This is a genomic window from Steroidobacter agaridevorans, assembly GCF_009932555.1.
In the GTDB taxonomy this organism is placed as follows: domain Bacteria; phylum Pseudomonadota; class Gammaproteobacteria; order Steroidobacterales; family Steroidobacteraceae; genus Steroidobacter; species Steroidobacter agaridevorans.
Window position 1 is genome coordinate 1,082,649 of the sequence record NZ_BLJO01000001.1, and the last position, 20,845, is coordinate 1,103,493.

Genomic DNA, 20,845 nt, shown 5'->3' on the forward strand with positions numbered 1-20,845 from the left:
GCTGATGGCCGCCCGGCATGAACGGTGACCGATTCGTGACCGCCCCGCGACTGAACCGGTATCGGCCAGCTCCTACGATAGCTCCGCACTGGCCAACCACCTGGGAATAGAAGAATGCGCGGACTACGGAATAACGGCGAATCGCTGGGCTACTCGGCCCTGCTCGCTTTGATCGTTGCGGGGAGCGCGAGCACTGCTCGAGCTGCCGAGAGCGACGCCGACACGAACGCTTCAGCGGACTCGCAGATCGAGAGCGTGACGGTCACGGCCCGCCGCCGCGAAGAAGCCGTGCAGGACGTGCCGCTGGCGGTATCCGTACTCAACGCCGACACCATCGAGCAGACCGGCACCATCAACGTCGGCCGGCTCACGCAGCTGCAGCCTTCGGTGCAGTTCTATTCCAGCAACCCGCGCAATTCCAGCGTGAACATTCGCGGCCTGGGCACGCCATTCGGTCTCACCAACGACGGCATCGAGCCCGGCGTCGGCATCTACATCGACCAGGTTTATTACAACCGTAACGCCACCGCGACGTTCGACTTCCTCGACGTCGAGCGCGTCGAAATCCTGCGTGGTCCGCAGGGCACGCTGTACGGCAAGAACACCACTGCCGGCGCCGTCAACATCACTTCGCGCAAGCCGACGTTTACGCCGGAAGCACGCGTCGAGTTGACGCGGGGCAATTACGATTACATCCAGAGCAAAGCGTCGGTGTCCGGTCCGCTGATCGGTGAAACGCTCGCCGGTCGCCTGAGCGCTTCCTACACCTCGCGTGACGGCACGATCTATAACACTGCGACCGGTCAGCACATCAACGAGCTGGACAATCGCGGCGTCAAAGGCCAGCTGCTGTGGCAGGCGAGCCGCGACTTCAAGGTCACCTTCTCCGCCGACTACACCGAACAGGATCCCATCGGTTACGGTCAGGTGTGGGCCAAGACTGGCTCGACACAGCGCGCGCTCAACCGTCAGTACGACGCGCTCGCCGCTGCGTCCGGCAATTATCAGCCGCCGAGCTTCAATCCGTTCGATCGCCTGACCGACCTGGACTCTCCGCTCACGGCCATCCAGCAGTTCGGCGGCGCCTCGGCGCTGGCCGAGTGGAACATTGGCTCCGGCCAGCTCACCTCGGTGAGCGCGTATCGCAAGTGGGACTGGGGTCCGTCGAACGACCGTGACTTCATCGGCCTGCCCATCACCACCGTGTCCGCGAATCCGTCCAAGCAGCGCCAGTATTCGCAAGAGCTGCGCTACGCCGACTCCGGCGACAAGATCGATTACGTCGTCGGCCTGTACGGCTTCTATCAAACCGTCGACACCTCCGGCGTGCAGGAGCAAGGTCCGCTCGCAAGCCGCTGGCTGCTCAGCGGCGCGAACGCCAACGATCCCACCATTCTCAACGGCCTGCGCTCGGAGAACGACATCGGCCTGAAAAACACCAGCGTCGCGGCGTTCGGCCAGCTCACCTGGCACATCACCGACGATCTGCGCCTGCAGCCGGGCCTGCGCGTCAACTACGACAAGAAGGAAGGCAAGTACATCGCAACGGTGACGAATGCGACGAACACGTCGCTCACGTCGGCTCAACGCGGCGTGCTCGCACCGCAGAGCTACGAGCCCGAGTTCGATGACACCAACATATCGGGCGACTTCACGGTGTCGTACGACCTGGCCGATGACGTGCTCGCGTATGTGACTTACGCCCGCTCGTTCAAGTCGGGCGGCATCAACCTGTCGGGATTGCCGCTGGATGCGAACAACCAGCCGATTACCGCGGTGGAAACGGTCGATCCCGAGAAGACCAACCATTTCGAGGCCGGTTTGAAGACGCAGTTGTTCTCGCAGAGCCTGACGCTCAATCTGTCTGCGTTCTGGACTGACATCGACGACTACCAGGCGACGGTCACGAACAGCCAGGCGAACGTGATCCGCGGCTATCTCGCGAATGCCGAGCAAGTGAGAGTGCGTGGCGTGGAGTTGGAGTTGAGCGCGCGACCGCTCGACAATCTGAACGTCTTCCTCAACGGCGCGTACACGGATCACGAGTATGTGAAGTTCCCGGATGCGCCGTGCCCGCCGGAGCTGTCGGGCGGCACCGCCGCGAGCGCCGCGAATCCGCCGAGCGCGCCAGGCACACCCGGTGGCTTCAGCCCGCCGTCTTGCGATATCTCCGGTCAGTGGTTGCCGGGCGTTTCGAAGGTCGCCCTGTCGTATGGTTTCGAATATGACTTGCCGCTGAATGCGCTCGGCCCGGAGGGCGGTGCGTATTTCGCGTTCGACGGCAGCTATCGTTCCAAGTTCTCGTCGAACCCGTCGCGCTCGATCTATACCGACGTGTCGGGCTACTCGCTCGCGAACTTCCGTGCCGGCGCCCGCTTCGGCGACGGCTGGAATGTATACGGCTGGGTGCGCAACGCGTTCGGCAAGGACTACTTCGAGTTTCTGTCCACCCAGTCGGGCAGCACCGGCCTGGTCGTCGCGCAGCTGGGCGATCCGCGCACCTATGGCTTGACCGTAAACAAGTCGTTCTGATCGCGAGAGGGGGCGGGCAGCCTCGACTGCCCGCTCCCACCCATCTCGCTGTCCGCCGGCAGATGGAACAGAATATCCCGCCAGTTCTTTACTGACGGTGGACCTTCCTCTGAACATGCTTTTCAGCATCGCGCTGGGCATCGGGCTCGCGGCGGCGACCGGCTTTCGCGTGTTCGTGCCGCTGCTGGTGGCGGGGCTGGCGGCCCGCGTCGGCGTCATCCCGCTGGCCGACTCTTTTCAATGGCTGCAAAGCACGCCCGCTTTGATCGCCCTCGGGACGGCTGCCGCACTCGAGACGCTGGCTTTTTATATCCCGGGCGTCGATCACCTGCTCGATGTGCTTGCCGGCCCGTTGGCGGTCGTGGCGGGCATGCTCGCCAGCGCTTCGGTGATGGTTGATCTGCCGCCGGAAGCAAAGTGGCCGATCGCGGTCATCGCCGGCGGCGGCATTGCCGGCCTGACCAAGACCGGCGCCGCTCTGCTGCGCGTGAAAAGCACGGCCCTGACCGGCGGGCTGGGCAATCCCGTCGTCAGCACTGCGGAGACCGCCAGTGCTGCGACGATTTCTATTCTCGCGATACTGGCCCCGATTGCGTGTGTCGTAGCAGCACTGGCACTGGCGATTTATCTCTTCCGGCGACGATCCCGTCGTGCACGCGCGCGAAGCAATCCGGCAGACTGATCGGGTTCGAGGAGACATCCAGGCACTGCGGTAAGTTTGCAGTTGCACAAGAACGATAAAAATATATCCAATGGATTAGGCGGATTACGCAATACCGTTGACCGGTCTGTGCACATAGGATGTGCAGAAACGGAGTTATGCGTAGCCTTCCAGTACATCGGATGCCAAGGTCACGCTCGGGGCGATTGGGGACCCAAATCGCCTCATATCTCGTGGCCGCGGCGTGGATGGCGGCCAGCGGTTCCGGCTCAGCAGCCGGCCGCCAATTCTACACCACCATCCTCCGCCAAACTCCGCAGCCGAATGAGAGCGGGGGGTCGATTGGCGCAGGGCTCCAATTGACGGAGAGAGTGAGCGCCGACATTGCCGCAGATGTGATCGAGCTATACACGGGCTACCAGCCACCCGGCGTGGGTGGCTGTGGAAGTTATAAGGTGGGCCCGCTTCTCGACGCAACGCACCTGTCGCCGGAAGAATTCTGGCACGCGTTGATATCTCCCTATGTGAAGATCGTTCGCTTTCGCGAGCGACGGGAGACTGGCGACGACATCGCCAAACTGATGTTTGGCGAGAATGAAATGGATTTCTCCGTCGACCGCGCCACGCGCCGAGCCCTGCTCGCCGATGGAAAATTCCCTGTCCAATTCAGTTTCCTTCCCAATGGCGGCCGGGAACTGCAGGAGCTCGACACGGAGGTTGGACCGATTCGCGGGCGAATGTCGATCAACGACGCCTTACGGATCTTCATCGGATCCGATGACTTCATGATCCGCTGGATCACTGACGGACAGGTGGAGCCACGCATATTTCCGAGCGTCATGCCGTTGTACGAAGAAAAGCTCCTTGCGGACATGAGCGAGTCCGTTTGCAACTTTGGTTACAAGGAGCTCGGACGCGTGACCGTCACCAAGTCGCGCCTCCCGTGGGGCTCGATGGCCGATACTACTCCGCCAACGGTCCTGGACCGCACCGAGATCGAGAACAGCGGCAAGGACAATCTGCCAGATCTATTGCAGCAGCTGTCCCAGTCCGCGTTTCACCGGGGACTGGGATATCGACCATCTGGGACTCAGTGCGCCGTGCTGCGTGGGGTCGCGCCTGTCAAGGTGTTGATCAACGGCCGCCCCATGTTTGGATCCGCTGCAGATTTCTTTGAGGATACCTGCATAGATTTGAACAACATTCCACTCAGCGCCGTGGAGCGCATAGAAGTGAGCCCGGATGCGGTGTCATTTGCCCACGGCGCGGATGCACTCGGCGGCGCAATTAACCTGGTGCTCAAGAAGAGCGATACGCAAAGCGCAGATGCCAGGTACCAAGGTGCTCGAGGGGGCGCCGGTCTATTGCATACTTCGATTGTTGCGGGCACGTCGGAGGATGCTTGGCTCGCCTCATTGGTCCTGGACTATTCCGAGATGTCGTCCCTGCAGGGCGACGAGCGTGAGCGATGGAGAAATCAGGATTTCAGGCGCTTCGGCGGCCTCGACTATCGCTCCTCGTTTTCCGCCCCTCCGAATGTCAGCAGTTTGGATGGAGGCAGTCTCGCGAGCCTTAACTCTTCCATGGCCGCGGTAAGAGTCTCGCCGGCTGGCTCAATCGATTTCGCCGCCGGTGAACAGAATCAGTCCAGCCTCTACGCGTGGCAAGACATCGTGCCGGCGATAAGAAGGATGAATGTTTCGGCGATGGCGGAGCGTGAAGTAGGGTCGGCCTTGCTGAGATCCGAGTTTCTGTTGGCGGATCGATCTGTGACGCATCAGTACGCGCCCGAAGTCATTCCCGGGTTAGTGCTTGGAGAACATCACTACCAAAACCCATTTGGCGTGCCGGTCGCTGTTCAAGCGGCTCTCACTGGCCTGCCATCGCCGCAGACTGAAGTCGACTCCACCCTCCTCCGTGGAGTACTTCAGATTGATGGCCGCTGGTCCAAGCTCGACTATTCGATCTACGCCTTGCACTCGATAGAAGATGCTGCGACCACGTCAAGCAATTGGGTAGATTACGGTGCTCTAGCGGAAAGCCTCTCGGGCCTAACGCCCTCGCAATTGAATGTTCTGACGGACAGGCCTGGCCTGGGCGGCAGCTACATATTGTCTCCTGCCAGTACGGTTCGCTCCGTCATTGGGGGCACCATATTTTCCGCGAGCGTCCGCGGCGACCTCTTCAACATGCCAGGTGGAAGCGCATCCGCTCAAATCGGGAGTGAAGTGTGGCGTGAGTTCGGGGACTACGGCAACGTGACAGCCAAGCTGCATCGACAGATCGTGTCTGGGTTCGGAATCTTCCAGCTTCCGATCGTTGAAGGCGTGAAAGCGACCTTCGGAGCTCGGCTGGATGATTATGAGAAGCTCGATCCCGTCACCAGCTACCAGTATTCGCTGGAATGGAAACCACTACATCGACTCCGGCTGTCCGCTTCATACAGTGACACGTTCGCCGCGCCACGAATGTTTGATCTTCATTTCCCCGTGCAGTCAACTTCGACGGTGATATTGGACCCTTCGTGGGGGGAGATTGTGCCGGTGACGATTGTCTTTGGTGGCAATGAAGACCTACGCCCCACGATAGGCCGATCGTCAACATTCGGATTGGCATTTGGCACTCCGGAAGACGCGTTCAGAGCCTCGATCGACCTCTGGAGTGTTTCACTGCAGGACAGGAGCGCGGTTGTGTTTCCTGTGACGCTTCTCGCCTATGAGGATACTGCGCTGGATGGCCGCGTTGTGCGTGACCCGGCGACAGCCGATGACATTGCGGCTGGCCGTCGGGGTAGATTACGAACGCTCGATGTCAGGCGCGCCAATTTCGGTGGAACTGAAACACGAGGCATTGATGCTTCGATCTCCAATACGTTCAAGACGGAGACCGCCCGCGTTACTCCTCGCCTGGACATCACGTATACCGATAGTTTTCGCTACGCAGACATTCCCAGCGTCAGGGATCCTGGCAGGGAACGAACTGGAGTCGCAGACGTTCAGGGAACGATCACTCGATGGCGGCTGCGTGGCTGGTTGCAGATCGCCATGGCGGAATGGGATACGAACATTCTCGCCCGTTGGAACTCTTGCTATGAGGATGTCGACGCCGCGGTAGCAGCCACCGGCAGGCGCGTATGCCCCGGAATGATTGTCGATTTCAATCTAGCGAAAGAGATCGGCGAGCATCTCAAAGTGACCGTTGGTGCGTCAGATATCTTCGATCACTCGCCGAGTTTCAGTGAGGTGTTCGGTACGGCCGGCTATGATTTGTCTCAGGACAATCTAGTCGGCAGAACAGCCTTCGTTACGCTATCTGTGCGACTCTAGCTGCACCCGTACTTTGCGCCGAATCCATATTGGCAGTCCGGCCACATTCCATGTGGAGTTAGTTGCCTGGTCTCTTCGACGGCATCGCCAAGGTCGATCAACTTCACAGCATCTTCAAGGCCTGTAAACTCAAGAGCCTTATCTTTCTCTTCAGTCATGACAGTCTCCCATCGGTATGTTAGGGCTACCAGATAGTGTCACGACCGATACCATAGTCAATTTGTGGGTTTAGGAAGTGAATGCCGCAGTGAAGATTTGCACGTTGTACGGCACGGAGAATTTTCAATCCAGCGACGGTCGCCGCACGGCTCACCCCGCGGGACGTCATGGTTGGTTAAGCATTGCCAGAAGGTGCGGTGCAAAGCCATCCCTGGAGAAACCGAAGGCGATCGATAGCAGTGAATTTGAGTGCAGACGCACGGACTGCGTCAGACTACCGCTTCGTTGCGACGCCGGGAAGCGGACTCAGAGAACGGGCGACCTCCCCTGCCCTCTTTGCACGCGCGCGAACCAACCTGGCAGATTGATCAGCTTCGCGGCAACGTCCAATGCTCGCTGAAGTAACCGCAGCGGCCAGGAAAGCAATCGATCCACTTGATAGCTTCGGTGCTCCGCCCGCAGGCACCATTCGCAGAAATGCTCGCAGTTGTTATTGAGAAAGTGATAGCGATGCTCCCCGACGCGGGACAACGCGCGTCTGACGATTTCGGTGCTGCTGAACGCAGGCGAGCTCTCCGGGATCACGTACAACGGCCGCCCCTGCGTGAACCGTTCTATCGACACCGCTTCGATCGGACCGGGCCGTAAGCCGCGCACGAAGCCGGCATAATGCGCCACCAAGCCGTCGCCGAGATAAATACCGTGGTGAGCGTATGCTCTGCGCATGGTGACGATGTGCGCTCCCGGCTCGGGCAGGTCGGTGGCCAATGTGAGGTTGGGCTTCTCCATGAGTGATCCTCTACAATCTCCGTGCAACCTTTTCCGAGGGATGCGCGTCGGAAGGTCATGCAGAAAGGAGAGTAAGAACAATGCAGGGAATCGGCCTGGCTATCCTGGTCTGTGGCTTAGCTTGCGCGACCGCTAGCGCCGCCGCAGGACCGGAGATTCAAATCGAGGACGTGGAGCGCTTCTACGAGATTTACGACGCCGCGAACGGCCATCCGACCGTCGAGCAGCTTCAGCGTGACTATCTCGATGCAGGCAGCGACGGGCTGCACACGCTGGCAAGAATTCGCAACGTGACCGCTCAGAGCATCGCCGACCGGATCGCGAAGCAGCCGGCGATGTACACCAATGCCAAGAGCTGTCTCGCGGTTCTGCCTCGCGTGCGGCAGCGTCTTGAAGTTTCATTGCGCGAGTTGGTCAGACTCTACCCGCAGGCTCGCATTCCACCGGTCACGATCGTCCTCGGTCGCGGCAAGCCCGTGGGGGTCGGCTATCCCGACACGGGATTGCAGATCGGCCTCGAGGCGCTGTGTGCGGTGGACTGGTTTTATCCCAACCTCGAAGATCGCTTCGTGCATGTCATCGCGCACGAGTACGCCCACATCCAACAGGTGGCGACCAACACCGACGAAGATCACTTCACGGTACTGCAGCGATCACTGCTGGAAGGTGCGGCCGAATTGGTCGCGGAACTCACGTCAGGCAAGACCGGCTACGCTCACTTCGGTCCTTTGACCCAGGGTCGGGAGAAGGAAATCGAAACTGCGTTCGTCGCCGATCAGGACAAGACCGATCTGTCGCAATGGCTGGATAACAGCACGCTGGAGAAACCAGGCGATCTCGGCTACTGGGTCGGCTACCGAATCTGCAAGGCCTACTACCAACACGCGTCCGACAAGACTCAGGCGTTCCGTGACATCCTGGAAATGACCGACGCCAAATCATTCCTCGCGAAGAGCGGCTGGTATCCCGGCATCCAATTGCAAGGCGCCCGATGATATTGATGCCCGGCTTCGACGGCACCGGCGCGCTGTTCGGCCCGTCGACACGTGGCCCGGGCAGCTCACCACCACCGGCGCGCTGGAGTTCTTCGCCCTTCGCAAGCTGGCGCAAGAAACATTGGGCGCCCGCTTCGACATCCGTGAGTTCCACTCCGTGCTGCTGGAGAACGGCGCAGTGACCTTACCGATGCTGCGGGAACAGGTGACGCACTGGCTGAAGAGCAAGCACTGACAGAGTTGACAGGCTGACATCCCACGCCAATCGCATAGCATCTGTCTCCAGTGGCGCGGTGGCCGATCGGTGAGGCAGAGGTTTGCAAAGCCTCGTAAATAGGTTCGAATCCTGTCCGCGCCTCCACTCCTTCACGCCCGGCGCCAGAGCGTTCTGCCGCCGGGCTGATCCTCCAGAATCACACCGGCGCTGTCGAGCTGTTTGCGGATGCGGTCGGCTTCGGGCCAGTTCTTGCCCCGACGCGCCGTGTTCCGCTCTTCGATCAACGACTCCACCGCTGAATCTGCGATATCTGCTTCGCCTGCGCCGCGGAGCCATGCTTCAGGATCGGCTTGCCCGAGGCCCAGCACGCCAGCGAGTGAGCGAAGCTCCGCACCGAGCAGGGCCGCTTGTGAGTTGTCGCCGGCAGCTCGTGCCGAGTTGATACCGCGTCCGAGCGACTGAAGCACCGCCAACGCTTCGGGGGTATTGAAATCGTCGTCCATCGCTTCGCAGAAGCGCTCGGTGTGAACCCCTGGCTGCACTTCATGAATTCTCGGCAGCTCTCGAAGCGCGGTGTACAGCCGCACCAGCGCCGCATCCGCCTGTTCGAGCTGCTCGAGCGAATAACTGATCGGTCCACGGTAGTGGCTCGATAGCATGAAGTAGCGCATCACTTCCGGGTGACGCAGCTGCGCCAGCACTTCGCGCAAGGTGAAGAAGTTGCCGAGCGACTTCGACATCTTCTCGTTGTCCACATTCACGAAGCCGTTGTGCATCCAGAGATTCGCGAAGTGCGAGTGGCCGGAAGCGCCGCAGGACTGCGCGATCTCGTTTTCGTGATGCGGGAATTTGAGATCCAGCCCGCCGCCATGAATATCGAAGTGCTCGCCAAGCAGTGAGGTCGACATGGCCGAGCATTCGATGTGCCATCCTGGCCGGCCGCGGCCCCATGGCGAATCCCACGCCGGCTCGCCAGGCTTGGCAGCCTTCCAGAGCACGAAATCGAGCGGATCGCGCTTCGCCTCGACAACCGCGACCCGCGCGCCCGCACGCAGATCCGCAAGACATTTTCCGGACAATCGGCCATAGCCCTCGAACTGCGCGACCGAATACATGACGTCGCCGTTTGACGCCACATAAGCGTAGCCGCGCTCGATCAAGCGCTCCACCATGGAAATGATTTGAGGAAGATATTGCGTGGCCCGCGGCTCATGATCCGGTGCGACGATGCCCAGCCGCTCTCGATCTTCGCGCATGGCGCGGATGAACCGCTCGACCAGCACTTCCATGGGCTCGCCATTCTCGGCCGCACGCCGGATGATCTTGTCGTCGATGTCCGTGATGTTCTGGACCAGCGTCACCTCGAAGCCGCGACGCTGCAAATATCGGCGCACCATATCGAACACGACAAACATTCGCGCGTGGCCGACATGCACATAGTCGTACACGGTGATGCCGCATACATACATGCGAACCTGACCCGGCCTGATCGGCGCCAGCGCCTGTTTCTGGCCGGAAAGCGAGTTGTGAATGCGGATCATGGCCCTGCCTCGCAGGATGAGCGGGAATGGGACTGAGCCGCGCAAAGCCGGTGCAGCCGCGCGGTCCTGGTGCAAAAACGAACGAGATAAGTTAAACGAGCTTCAGGCTCACGGCCCGAACGATGGCCTGAATCTTGTTCGAGGCGCCGAGCTTCTGGATCACGTTGTTCATGTGGAACACCACCGTGCGCTCGGTGATGCTCAGGATCTGACCGATCTCCCACGCAGTTTTGCCGTCGGCGGACCACTTGAGACATTCGCGCTCGCGCGGGGTCATCGCGATGCTCTGCTCGGGCAGAAGTTTCGGCAAATCGATGCGCACCACGGCGTCGTTCAGCATGCTGGCGAACATCTGGGCCCGCCCGATGAGCGCGGCCATCTCGGCGGACGGCAGGTTCAGCGGCTTGTCGCGCGACAGGCTCATGAGCCCGGTGAGGCCCGGCTGCCCGTGAACCGCGAAGCTCATGCCGGCTCTCAGCCCCAGCGCCTCCGCCTCGTCCCAGAACTCGCGGGATTCGCCGGTGTGGAACTTCTCATCGCTCCAGATCGCGGGCAGCGAGCTGTTCTGCACGTACTGCACGATCGGATCGATCTTGAAATATTCGCGCGCGATGTAACGCTCGTGCCACTGGAGCGGAAAACCGTTGATCACGTGGTGCTGCAGCCGGAGCGACGGCGCGCTGATCGTGAGCACATACGCGAAATGTTCGAAGCCGCTCTGCCGTGCGAACTTGTCCATTTCGGCACGCAGCTCTTCGGAGCTGTGCGCGCGTTCCATGGCATCGTAGGCCTCGCACAGCAAATTCAGCGTCCATGAGTTTCCCATAGGTGGCCGTTTGCCCGGTTGCCCTGACCTGAGCCCCTCGCCCCCCTCGACTGGCTCCCTGCGTTTTTGTCGCTACGCTGGCGCTGCGGGGCATGTTTTACATTCCTGCCCTCGACACCCGCCATCGCGCTGCCGAAGACACTATACGAGATGAGTTTCAGAAAGGTAACAGGCGCGTGAACGGCAGAAGGGCTAATCCCCGCTTAACGCTGTTTGTTCAGGCTGCGCTCGCCGGCCAGCAGCTCTTCGACGGCGCCGCTGCGCCAGGGCAGCGACTCGATCCAATGGAACAAATGAATCTGCGCGAGCGCCGGCGGCTCGGCGCTGCCAGTGCGCGAAACGAGCTGGATATTCGTGCGGATTTCGCTGGGACTGACCAGCACGACGATGCCGTCGACGACGGCCCAATCCCAGCCGATGGACACGGTCTGGTGGCGCCACTGCCCCACCCATTCGGTGATGCCGGTGATGGTCGCGCCACCGCCGGGCACGGCGATAGTGACATCCTTCTCCGAAATCAGGTGGCGCAGCTCGACCTCTGCGAGCGACTCGCTCGGTATGCGCACGAATCCATCCGGTGTGTTTCCCTCACGCTGCATTATTCAGACCGCCCTGTGCGCCCGACTTTGGGGGGCGCGTCCGTACCGCCGTGACAAATCGTAAATCAGGCTGCCACTCCTGCCGCATTGGGATGCGACATGTCCAATGAGATGTGCGCGGGAGCAGGAGCTACAGCCTTTTCGTTCTCGACCTCGATAAACAAGGCCACTGTCAGCTGTCCGTCAACCAAAGCCGGTGGACCGATACGGTGAGCCGGCACCCCGGCCCGTAGCATCAATCGTTCTACCCCGATCGACGTGACGAAGATCAATCGGCGTATGTTATGGCGCTGGGCACACTCCAACACTTGCTCGAGAAAGTCCAGCGTCGGCTTGGAAAGCGCAAGAATACGCCCTTCGCCGGTTTCGCGCACGCTCGTCGCGAAGCGGCTGAGCTCCCAGATGCCCGGGGCTCGCGGCGTCTCGCACCCGCCGAGCAGCTGGGGAAACAGCTCCGGCAACATGTAACTCTCCATCGTGGGCAGCAGCCGCGCGCAGGCGGTGATGCGATCCATATCGTCGGTGAGCACGACGTACCTGGCGTTCGACGTGTCGTACTGATCGCGCTCCACGCCATCGGTCGCCGGCAGCGACCACTTGAGCCGCTTCACGAACACTTCGTGACGAAACTCGTGCATCAGGTTGATGAGGGCGGAGCTGAGTTGCCTACAGTTCCCGGTGGAGAGAGTTGGCATGCCAGAGTTTCCTTAACGCGCCGTCCGTGGATGGATTAGATGTCAGGCCGGGATGCCCTGGTAACTGACAGGTTTGACAGCTGAGTAGACCTTACGTGGCTCGAGCGAAGTCACGTCGTCGACGTCGACCTCGACGCTGACACTGCTGCTCAACAGTGGCGCGTTGATCACCAGCCGATCCTCGTTCTTGATGCGAATGAGCTCGCCCTGGATGCCCATGAACGGGCCAGCGACGACTTCAACGCGCTCGCCCGGCATGAGACGCGGATTCACCGTGAGATCCGTGCGGCTGCTGACCAGAATCTGCACCGCCTCCAGATCCCTCTCCGGCATCACGGCCGGCTTGTCTCCAGAAAGAATCAGGCCGCACGAGCCGCGGATGTAACGCATGTGCTCGAACTGATCCATGCGCGGCTGCACGAAGATATAGCCTGGAAATAAAGGCATCTGGACGAAGGTGCGCGGCCCGTTGGCGCGCCGGCGCGGCACTTGGTGCCGGGGCAGATAAGCGATGATCTGTTTCTGCCGCAGGCACAGCTCGACCGTGTTCTCTTGATGGCTGCGCGTTCTAAGCACCAGCCACGGATCTGTCTGCGACATGTCCCACCCTCCTTTCCGTGGGACTGACCTTACGTCGATCCGCCGCCGTGCGTAGCTGGAAACTCTTGCAGGTCGTCGGCTCGCTAACTCCTTTCGAGGCACATCGCGCAGTTAATGCCGCTGAAACCCAGGCTGATTTTCACGGCGCGCTGGATATCGTGATCTACGCAGCGGTCGCGCACCCAGTTGCAGGCCTCGTCGATGGGCTGGTCGAGATTTCCGCAGGGATGCAGCTTGCCCGCTCGCATCTGTAGCAGAGTAGCGACGAGCTCACTTGCGCCCGCGGCGCTCAGTCCGTGCCCGATGAGCGATTTGGTCGTGTTGATATAGGCGTGCTTGAGCCCCACCTCCTCGATGGTTTTGAGCTCGGTGGCATCGCCCAACCTCGACCCGGTGCCATGCGGATTGACATAGTCGATGGATTGCGCGTCGAAGCCGGCCTTTTGCAGAGCCTGCCGGATCACACCCACCTCGCCGTCGAACGAAGGATTGGGATTTCTATTGGCGTCCATTCGCACGCCCCATCCAGCAACGCGTGCATAGGGCTTTACTCCGGCACGTGTAGTCGCACCGGCTCGCTCCACCACGACGGCTCCGCAAGACTCGCCGAAGATGAAACCATCGGTGCGCCGATCGAAGGGTCGACACGCGAGCTGCGGCTGGTCCGCGAACTCATCGGATCCCATCGCTCCCAGCGAACGCAGGCCCTGGCACTCCCAATGGGAAAGATCCATCAATGCACCGACTGCGATACAAACATCGACCTGGCCGGACGCCACGGCCTGTACCGCCTGGATTGCAGCGAGCTGCCCGCTGGCAGATGCACCGCCCAAGGTGTATGCGAAGCCTCGGATGCCAAAGACCTCACTGCACATCCCGGAGATGTCACTATCCATGAACGACAATCCGTAGGTCGGACGCAGGAACTGCGGCCGCTCGCGATAGGACTCGTGAGCCCGAGTCAGCTCTCGCTGCTGGACGTTCGAGCCGCCGACGACGAGACCGATGCGCACCGGATCGACATCCGCCAGCTTGGCGTCGTGCCACGCTTCATGAAGCGTAGCGAGCGCCACTTGCCCGGACAGCGAGGCTGTTCGAAGGATGCTCGCGGGCAGCCCATCGGGCGGCGAGAACGACGGAATCTCCGCGCCGATGAACTGCGTGGTCGGCGGCTCATCTCCCGTCGAACATTGCCGCCCCGGACGCTTCATCACCGCGAAATTGCTTTCGCCTTCCAGCAAGGCGGCGGTGAAGTCGGCCGCGCCGTGGCCGATGGCGCTGGTGATGCCAACTCCCGTGACGAGGACGGCGGATGAGTCAGAGCTTTGCATGCAGCACGTTGACCAGCTCGCCGATGTTCGTGGCCTTGACGGTCTCGACCAACGGAATGCGCAGCGCCAGCGATTCGAGCGTCATCATCACGATCTCGGAGCGATCGATGGAATTGGCGCCCAGCTCGCGCAGCGACTGGGTGGGTTGAAACTGATGGCCGCGCAGCGCCGGAATCACTTCCTGCGTATGGCGGGTGACGATGGCGAAGATGTCTTCTTTGTTCACGATGTACTCCTGTCTCGATTGAAGGTGAGCGCGCTCAGCGCCCGAACAGCGTTTCGATACGATCCCGGATCTCGGGCCGGTGGAAGGTCCGCTCGTGCATCTCGAGCTCCTGATCGATGGTCGCGGGCAGCCCGCTTCGTAACGATTCGACCAGGTGGTCCTTGAGCGTGACCAGCGAGACTCGCGGCTTCTCCGCGATGTCCTTCGCCAGATCGAACGCGTAGGCGGCAACCTCGGCTCGCGGCAGCACTGGAAACGGCACACCGCGCCTCTGCAACTCCTCGCCACGATAAGTGCGGGCGACGATCATCATCTCCTCGGCCAGCGTGATCCCGAGCTTTCTGGGCAGAATGAAGGTCGCGCCCATGCCCGGCGTGAAGCCGTACTTCATGAAGTTGGTGGTGTAGATGCTTTCTCGGCTCAGGATGGGGAAGTCAGCAAACATTCCCAACGCAAATCCACCGCCGATGCCGTGCCCCTGCATGGCCGCGATGACTGGCACGGGGCAGTTCAACGCCAGGCTGTAAAGATCGACGTCGGTGAACTTGCCTTTGCCATCCGACAGCAGCAGCAAACTTTCCTTGGTGCCGCCGCTGGCAAAATAGCTGTCGTAACCCGTGAGGATCACGACTTTGCAGCGCTCATCCTCGCTGACCTCACCAAATGCCGCGATCAAGCCCTCGGCCAGCGGCATCGAGAACGTGTTCTTGCTCACACGATCCTGCATCCTGATTTGAGCGATGCCGTCGTCGACGTAGCGCAGCTCGACCGCGGGTTCCATGGCTACTCCGCTTCCCAAGGGAACTGACCGGTGCTCACATACCGTGCAATCTTCTGCAGATTCGCGCGGTCGGAGAACACCTCGACGTTTGCTTCCAATGCCTTCGGCTTGGCCGCTTCCAGCGTGTCGTCCAGATGTTGCGCGTAGCGCTTGTAGCGATGAATCGCGGACTTCGACAGGCGACGCAAACGCAGGAGTTTCTTCCTGAGAAGATTGCCGCTATCCGCCGCGCAGTCATCCACCAAGCCCCACTCGAGCGCCGTCTTCGCAGTGATGGGCTCGGTCATCAGCGTCATGTAGTTGGCGCGAGCGAATCCGACTCTGCGCACCAGGAACGGCAGCACACACGCCGGCATCAGTCCGAACAGCAGCTCCGACAGGCTGAAGGTCGCCTTGTCGTCGCAAATCACCATGTCGCAGGCGGCGACGAAACCCATGCCACCGGCATTGGCCTGACCGCGGACATGAGCGATCGTGACGTAAGGACCGGAGGCGAGCCGTCGCCACAGCTCGTACATCGGCTCCGGATCCATGACAGCCGGCCGGCCCGTGGCCTGAAAGCTTTGTTGCAGGCCCTTGAAGTCGGCGCCGAAGCAGAACACTTCGGGGCTGCCTTCCAGCACCACGACTTTGATTTCCGGGCCGCAGCGATCCAGCGCCGCGGTGAATTCCTCGATCAGTCGATCGTTGATCGAATTGTTGGCGTCGGGCCGGTGGATCTGGATGAAACAAACATCCTGGGCCGCCCGGACCCGCAGCGTCTCGTACGGGAGCGCTTCCGCGATTACTGCACCCATTCGTACTTCCTCCCGTATTCCTTGATCTCTTTCAGGAACAGCGTCGGCCGGCCGTGCGTCGTGCGGGCCTTGGGAATGAAATTCGAGTCCAGCACCACGTTGCGCGTGCCGAACTTCACCGCATTGCTGCCGACCAGCAGGTCGTCGTACTCGTCCATCGACAGCTCATAGCGGCGATCCAGATGCTCCTTGATGCCCATGGCGCGAACGCGCTCCTGCCCTTCCTTGGTGGCGACACCGCTGAAGAATTCCGAGCAGCAGCCCGAGCCGTACGAGAACACGCCGATTCGCTGCGGCTTGTCGAAGTTGGCGTTGGCAATGGTGCTCGCGAGCGAGAGCATCGCGGTCGCGCCCATGATGTTGCCGACGCGTTGGCAATACGTCAGGCCCGGCACCATACGACGCTCGAAGTCCGCTTCGATATCGGAAGGCGTCACACCTCTCACATGCTTTCGCATCAAGCTGCGATGCGCACCTTTCACCATGCCGCCGAACGGCGTGTGATAGGCGAGATAGCCGAACGTGCGGTGATAGTCCGCCCCGCTGACGCGCTTCTGATATTCGAGGAACGCGTTCTCGCTGCAGTCCAGATAGGACGTGAGCGACAGATCCGAGTCGCCTGCCTCGCTGTCCGTGGAGGGACGGCACGTATCCATCACTTCATAGCCATAAGAGCCGATCGCGCCTGGGTCCACCTGGAACACGTGCGGCGTTTCGCTGATCAACAGCGCCACCGCGCCCGCGCCGCTGCTCGGTTCGGCGAACGACCACTCCATGGTCAGCGCGTCGCCGCCCTCTTCGATCATGAAACGTGAAATATCGGTGGCAATGACCAGCGCCTTGCCACCCGGCGACACCTGCGCGAGCACGAAGTTGATCGCGTTCTGGAAACCGGCGACGCCGGAGAAACACGCGTTTTTGACCTCGAACAGACGACAGTTGCGATTCAAGCCGAGCAGATCATGGCAGTAGGTGCTCATGGACTTGCCGAAGTCGAACGCCGATTCGGTGCAAGTGATCACCATCTCGATGCGATCCTTCTCCTCGGCGCTCAGGCTATCGATGATGGGCCTGGCGGCGTTGACCGCGAACGTAATCGGATCTTCGTACGGCAGCGTGACGCTCTTCTGCTTCATCAGCAGATTGTCGAAACGCCTGCGATCCAGATTGCGATGCTCGGCCAGCTTTTTTACGTCCAGGAACGTGGTGCCGGCGAACACGTTCATTGCCTCGATTCCTGCCTTGACCATGACAAGCTACCTGCTGTTCGTGAGATGAGTGTTGAACTTCAACAAGCCTTCAACGGCACGACCTCGTCGAGGTCGAAATAGCCGTTGTAACCTTTCATGTAGACCGCCGCGCGATGGCCAAATAGAACCAGCGCCGGCGTACGCGTCTCGAGTGGCTGATCGTCCATCAACGTGGACCGTACGCGCGTTCCCACGGGATATTTGGTGTTCCAGGCAACGACCTTGCCGCTCGGATCGGTTGGCACTCGCGCCAGTTGTGCTGCCGGACGCGGGGACGAGCCGGCGCGTCGCAACTCGGCTCGGTACGGCTCGAGCGCCGATTCCGGCGTCTGCCGCTTGATGGTCTGGAAGATGCGGGTCAGCACGTCGCCGTACCCGACCTCCTCGAACACCGCGGCTTCACCGCGGTGCTCGGCCAGCGCCATCAGGTATTGAATGCTTTCGCACCAGCGCACGGTGCTGGCGATTTGACTGGAGAGTCCGTCGACGATCTTGCCCTGCTCGTACGGCCGGGCCGTTACGTTCGCCAGCGCCGGAATCTTCGGCGCCGAGAATTTGAACGTGCGCAAGTACGTTCCGAACTCTTCCATCGCGCTGCGCATGAAGCGGGAGTGGAACGCGCCGCTGGTGACGAGCGGGTAATAGAGCATCGTGCCCACCTGGAACAGCGACTGCGCCTGCGTGATCTCGTCCAGCTGGCCGGAAATCACGATCTGCGACGGCGTGTTGTAATTGGCCAGGTCGATATTCCTCAGGCCATTGCGTTTCAGGAGGGTCTCGATCTCCTCCTTGCTGGCATTCAGGATCGCCGCCATGCCGCCGTTGGAGACGCGGCTCATCAATTCGCCGCGCCGGCGCACCAGCCGCAAGCCTGTTTCGAAATCGAAACATTCCGCCGCCAGCAAGGCGTTGAACTCGCCGAGGCTGTGGCCCGCGACGAAATCCGGCTTGCCCTGTTCGGTCACCTTCTTCAGATACGACAGCGCGTTGACGACGAACAACGCCGGCTGCGTGAATTGAGTCTGGCCGAGCTGATTTCTCGGATCCTCCAGGCACAGCTCTTTGATGGAATATCCCAGGATGCTGTCGGCCTTGGCCGTGAGCGCCTCGAACTCGTCGAACAACGCGCCGCCCATGCCTCTGGCCTGCGACCCCTGCCCTGGGAACATAAAGACTTTCATGAACTCGCCTCCACTTGAACTAGGAATTCATTCCCGAAAATCGCCGCCGCTTCACGCCGACACCGACTCGATGGGCCGATCGAGGCCGACTCGATCGAGGCTGGTTGGATCCAGACTGGCCGGCGTCGCTTGAATGAAGGGCTCCGTCCAGGCGTCCAGCAAGTCATACGTGGCCTGCGGGTCGTCGCTCAGTGCTTCATGCAATTGCACGGTGAGCGCCATGCAGCGGTTGAGCGTGACGCAGCCCGCGCCAATCGGCTGAGCGCGCGATACAGCGGGACCGAAAATCCAATGGCCGGCGCCCGGCACGTTCCAGACACCGAGGTTGGAAAAAAGGCCCGTCCAGCCGTTGTTCTGTTTGTCTCGATTGCGCAGCTCTCGGCGGATGCCGGCCGCGCCGATCAATTTGCCGAGATGCAATGCGGCCCATGAGCCCCAATGGCAATGTCGATCCTTGAGACTCGTCAGCTGAGTCTGCAACTGACCCACCGATGGGCGGCCCTGCATCTCGACCGGAAAGAAAGACATCTTGAGGAAGGTTTCTGGATGCTCGCGTCGCAGCCCGCCCCGCAGGTTCACCGGAATCATCCACAACCGGTTCGCCGCTTCGGGCGTCAGCTGCATGGACACGGCTCTGTCGAGGTGAAACAGCAGCAGCGTATTGACGGTCACGCCCGTGGCCTTGGCCGCTGCAACGATCGAAGCCGTCTCTCGCTCGGTCAGCAGCTTCCACGCGACACGCTGCCCCACAGGCCGAAAGGTGGCGTTACGAGTGCAATCGAAGTTGCGCCACCGTTGGGTTCGCACCTTCAGTGCCGGTGAAACCGCCACCAATCCTCGCACGGCTCGAGAGAACGTCAGACCGTCACCCTGCAAGGCCGGCAGCTCATCCACGCGGCAGCCCCGTTCGCGCAACACATGCGCAAAGCCGCCGATGCCATCGAATTTGTCGTGCGGCAACTCGATCCACTCGGGTTCCGCGCGCGCCGCCTTGTTGACCCGCCCATACACGATCGAGATGTCCTCGCCGCAATCGCGCATGGCCGAGAACCCTTCGGCGACCCAGTCGATCTTCATGATGGCTCCTTCGCGTCCGTTTCATCGACGAGGGCGTGCACCCGGTGGTCGTCCGTATCGTGATATCGATTCACCAGGTCCATGAACCATCGATAGCGTGCGTTATCCCATTGATAGCCATCGAGCCGCTCATCCAGCGAGATCGCCTGCCTGAGGCCGGCCGGGAACATCCTGAATTGCTTCTTGATGTCTTCGGAGAGGTGCGGCTGATCCACATTCACCGCGAAGCTGTAAGGCTCGACGCGCCCGAAGTGATGAACCGAATGCTGTGCGATCTCGAAAATGTGCCTCGGCAACTTGGGGAAGACGCCCGGGATGTATTGATGCAGGTCGATGTCGCTCTTCACCTCGATGGTGTAGTACAGCGCTGCGATCAACGGATTGAGAAACGGCGTCGGAAACGCAATGGTGCCGCGGAGAAAACCCTCCAGGTATCCATTGCCGGCCACACCGATCAACCCCGAAGGAATGGCGTCGTGATGAGAGCCGTGCAGATAGACGAAATCGAACTCCGAGTTGTGCCCCACCCAATGATCCCGGTAGAACCACTCGTTGATCACCTTGGCGAAGTTGACCGAGAGCACGACGCCGGCCGCCAACGTGAGCGGCAGCAACACCAGCGAGAAGTTGGCGTGCGTGATCACCAGATACCACGGCGCCACCAGCACGAGATGCGTCAGCAGTCCGGTGCAATAGGCGTGGACGATCTCGAACACGATGCTCGGCTGCCGCTCCAGACGCTTCTTCCAGATGGACTGCATCAGGATCTCCCGCACCAGATCCTTCTTGAGCAGGTGCGAGAACAGAATGACGGTTCGATACAGCGTGATGACGGCAAGGTGGCCGTAGAACAGATACAGCGCGGCTTTACGCATCCAATCGACGTGATGCGGCCACTGCGGCGTCAGGTAGATGACATAGTTCTCGAGCAGCAGCAGGCCGATCGCCCACAGGTAGGCCGGCTTGATGTTCTGGACCTTGTAGACCAGCGAATACAGCACATCCTGCGGACTCGCGAGAATGACCGGCTTCCTGAACTCGACACCGTGCCGGATCGGAAATGAAAACAGCATGAACACGCACAGCGCCAGGCCAATTGAGGTCAGCACGTTGGTCGCGCCGAAGCTGAACCAGAGCACCGCGCCGGTGATCGCCATCATCAGCGCATAGTCCAGGGCGTCCTTCGGCTGATACGTGATTCGCTGCCGCTTCGCTCCGTAGAGCTTGTGGAAATATTCGGCTTCGGTGTTCATGGCTTCCCT

General features: G+C 60.8%; 20 protein-coding genes and 1 tRNA gene. 6 read left to right on the forward strand and 15 right to left on the reverse strand.

The window, feature by feature from the left end; genetic code table 11:
- The first annotated feature begins 114 nt into the window (after positions 1-114).
- The 3 genes from GYH35_RS04720 to GYH35_RS04730 all read left to right on the forward strand — a co-directional run bounded on the left by GYH35_RS04720 (position 115) and on the right by GYH35_RS04730 (position 6,519).
- Entirely contained in the window at positions 115-2,532 is a 2,418-nt protein-coding gene (locus tag GYH35_RS04720) for a TonB-dependent receptor (protein ID WP_161827762.1), read from the forward strand.
- Positions 2,533-2,647: 115 nt separating this feature from the next.
- A complete protein-coding gene (locus tag GYH35_RS04725) occupies positions 2,648-3,214 on the forward strand; it encodes a DUF4126 domain-containing protein (protein WP_161814533.1) in 567 nt (188 codons plus the stop codon).
- A gap of 350 nt (positions 3,215-3,564) precedes the next feature.
- Positions 3,565-6,519 carry a TonB-dependent receptor domain-containing protein gene (locus GYH35_RS04730; RefSeq protein WP_161827763.1) on the forward strand — a complete coding sequence of 985 codons (2,955 nt, stop codon included), beginning with the start codon at positions 3,565-3,567 and terminating at the stop codon, positions 6,517-6,519.
- Here GYH35_RS04730 and GYH35_RS04735 read toward each other — a convergent pair.
- Together GYH35_RS04735 and GYH35_RS04740 are read right to left on the reverse strand one after the other, a co-directional pair.
- Complete coding sequence (locus tag GYH35_RS04735) at positions 6,516-6,677, reverse strand: hypothetical protein (protein WP_161814535.1); 162 nt, start codon at positions 6,675-6,677, stop codon at positions 6,516-6,518. The genes GYH35_RS04730 and GYH35_RS04735 overlap by 4 nt on opposite strands.
- A gap of 307 nt (positions 6,678-6,984) precedes the next feature.
- Positions 6,985-7,467, reverse strand: a complete 483-nt coding sequence (locus GYH35_RS04740; RefSeq protein ID WP_161814536.1) for a lecithin retinol acyltransferase family protein — start codon at positions 7,465-7,467, stop codon at positions 6,985-6,987.
- Between the two features lie 80 nt (positions 7,468-7,547).
- On the opposite strand from GYH35_RS04740, the gene GYH35_RS04745 reads away from it, so the two are divergent.
- From GYH35_RS04745 to GYH35_RS04755, 3 genes are all read left to right on the forward strand, one after another.
- Positions 7,548-8,462 (forward strand): gliding motility protein GldB-related protein, encoded by a 915-nt coding sequence (locus GYH35_RS04745; protein WP_161827764.1) that lies wholly within the window; start codon positions 7,548-7,550, stop codon positions 8,460-8,462.
- Position 8,463: 1 nt separating this feature from the next.
- Positions 8,464-8,697 carry a DUF885 family protein gene (locus GYH35_RS35355; protein ID WP_161827987.1) on the forward strand — a complete coding sequence of 78 codons (234 nt, stop codon included), beginning with the start codon at positions 8,464-8,466 and terminating at the stop codon, positions 8,695-8,697.
- A 52-nt stretch (positions 8,698-8,749) separates the two neighbouring features.
- A tRNA-Cys gene (locus tag GYH35_RS04755) sits at positions 8,750-8,823 on the forward strand.
- A gap of 5 nt (positions 8,824-8,828) precedes the next feature.
- Here GYH35_RS04755 and cysS read toward each other — a convergent pair.
- The 13 genes from cysS to GYH35_RS04820 all read right to left on the reverse strand — a co-directional run bounded on the left by cysS (position 8,829) and on the right by GYH35_RS04820 (position 20,836).
- Positions 8,829-10,220: a cysteine--tRNA ligase gene (cysS, locus tag GYH35_RS04760; protein WP_161827765.1), complete on the reverse strand. Its 1,392-nt coding sequence runs from the start codon at positions 10,218-10,220 to the stop codon at positions 8,829-8,831.
- Positions 10,221-10,311: 91 nt separating this feature from the next.
- Positions 10,312-11,046, reverse strand: coding sequence for a LuxR family transcriptional regulator (locus tag GYH35_RS04765; protein WP_161827766.1), 735 nt, complete (start codon positions 11,044-11,046; stop codon positions 10,312-10,314).
- 203 nt (positions 11,047-11,249) lie between these two features.
- Positions 11,250-11,612 carry a DUF4902 domain-containing protein gene (locus tag GYH35_RS04770; protein ID WP_161814546.1) on the reverse strand — a complete coding sequence of 121 codons (363 nt, stop codon included), beginning with the start codon at positions 11,610-11,612 and terminating at the stop codon, positions 11,250-11,252.
- A 98-nt stretch (positions 11,613-11,710) separates the two neighbouring features.
- On the reverse strand, positions 11,711-12,340 hold the full coding sequence (locus GYH35_RS04775; RefSeq protein WP_161814547.1) for an acyl-homoserine-lactone synthase: 630 nt from the start codon (positions 12,338-12,340) through the stop codon (positions 11,711-11,713).
- 42 nt (positions 12,341-12,382) lie between these two features.
- Positions 12,383-12,940 carry a transcription termination/antitermination protein NusG gene (gene nusG / locus GYH35_RS04780; protein ID WP_161814548.1) on the reverse strand — a complete coding sequence of 186 codons (558 nt, stop codon included), beginning with the start codon at positions 12,938-12,940 and terminating at the stop codon, positions 12,383-12,385.
- 83 nt (positions 12,941-13,023) lie between these two features.
- The gene (locus GYH35_RS04785; RefSeq protein ID WP_161827767.1) at positions 13,024-14,271 is read right to left on the reverse strand and encodes a beta-ketoacyl synthase N-terminal-like domain-containing protein; all 1,248 of its coding nucleotides are present in this window, start codon (positions 14,269-14,271) and stop codon (positions 13,024-13,026) included.
- Positions 14,258-14,497: an acyl carrier protein gene (locus GYH35_RS04790; RefSeq protein WP_129645096.1), complete on the reverse strand. Its 240-nt coding sequence runs from the start codon at positions 14,495-14,497 to the stop codon at positions 14,258-14,260. The genes GYH35_RS04785 and GYH35_RS04790 overlap by 14 nt, the downstream gene beginning before the upstream one ends.
- 34 nt (positions 14,498-14,531) lie before the next feature.
- On the reverse strand, positions 14,532-15,278 hold the full coding sequence (locus GYH35_RS04795; RefSeq protein ID WP_161827768.1) for a polyketide synthase: 747 nt from the start codon (positions 15,276-15,278) through the stop codon (positions 14,532-14,534).
- A gap of 2 nt (positions 15,279-15,280) precedes the next feature.
- Positions 15,281-16,075, reverse strand: coding sequence for an enoyl-CoA hydratase/isomerase (locus GYH35_RS04800; protein ID WP_161814551.1), 795 nt, complete (start codon positions 16,073-16,075; stop codon positions 15,281-15,283).
- On the reverse strand, positions 16,063-17,325 hold the full coding sequence (locus GYH35_RS04805) for a hydroxymethylglutaryl-CoA synthase family protein (RefSeq protein ID WP_161827769.1): 1,263 nt from the start codon (positions 17,323-17,325) through the stop codon (positions 16,063-16,065). The genes GYH35_RS04800 and GYH35_RS04805 overlap by 13 nt, the downstream gene beginning before the upstream one ends.
- Positions 17,326-17,363: 38 nt before the next feature.
- Positions 17,364-18,506, reverse strand: a complete 1,143-nt coding sequence (fabD, locus tag GYH35_RS04810; protein WP_161827770.1) for an ACP S-malonyltransferase — start codon at positions 18,504-18,506, stop codon at positions 17,364-17,366.
- Positions 18,507-18,557: 51 nt separating this feature from the next.
- The gene (locus tag GYH35_RS04815) at positions 18,558-19,583 is read right to left on the reverse strand and encodes a hypothetical protein (protein WP_161827771.1); all 1,026 of its coding nucleotides are present in this window, start codon (positions 19,581-19,583) and stop codon (positions 18,558-18,560) included.
- Complete coding sequence (locus GYH35_RS04820; protein ID WP_161827772.1) at positions 19,580-20,836, reverse strand: hypothetical protein; 1,257 nt, start codon at positions 20,834-20,836, stop codon at positions 19,580-19,582. The genes GYH35_RS04815 and GYH35_RS04820 overlap by 4 nt, the downstream gene beginning before the upstream one ends.
- Between the last annotated feature and the right edge of the window lie 9 nt (positions 20,837-20,845).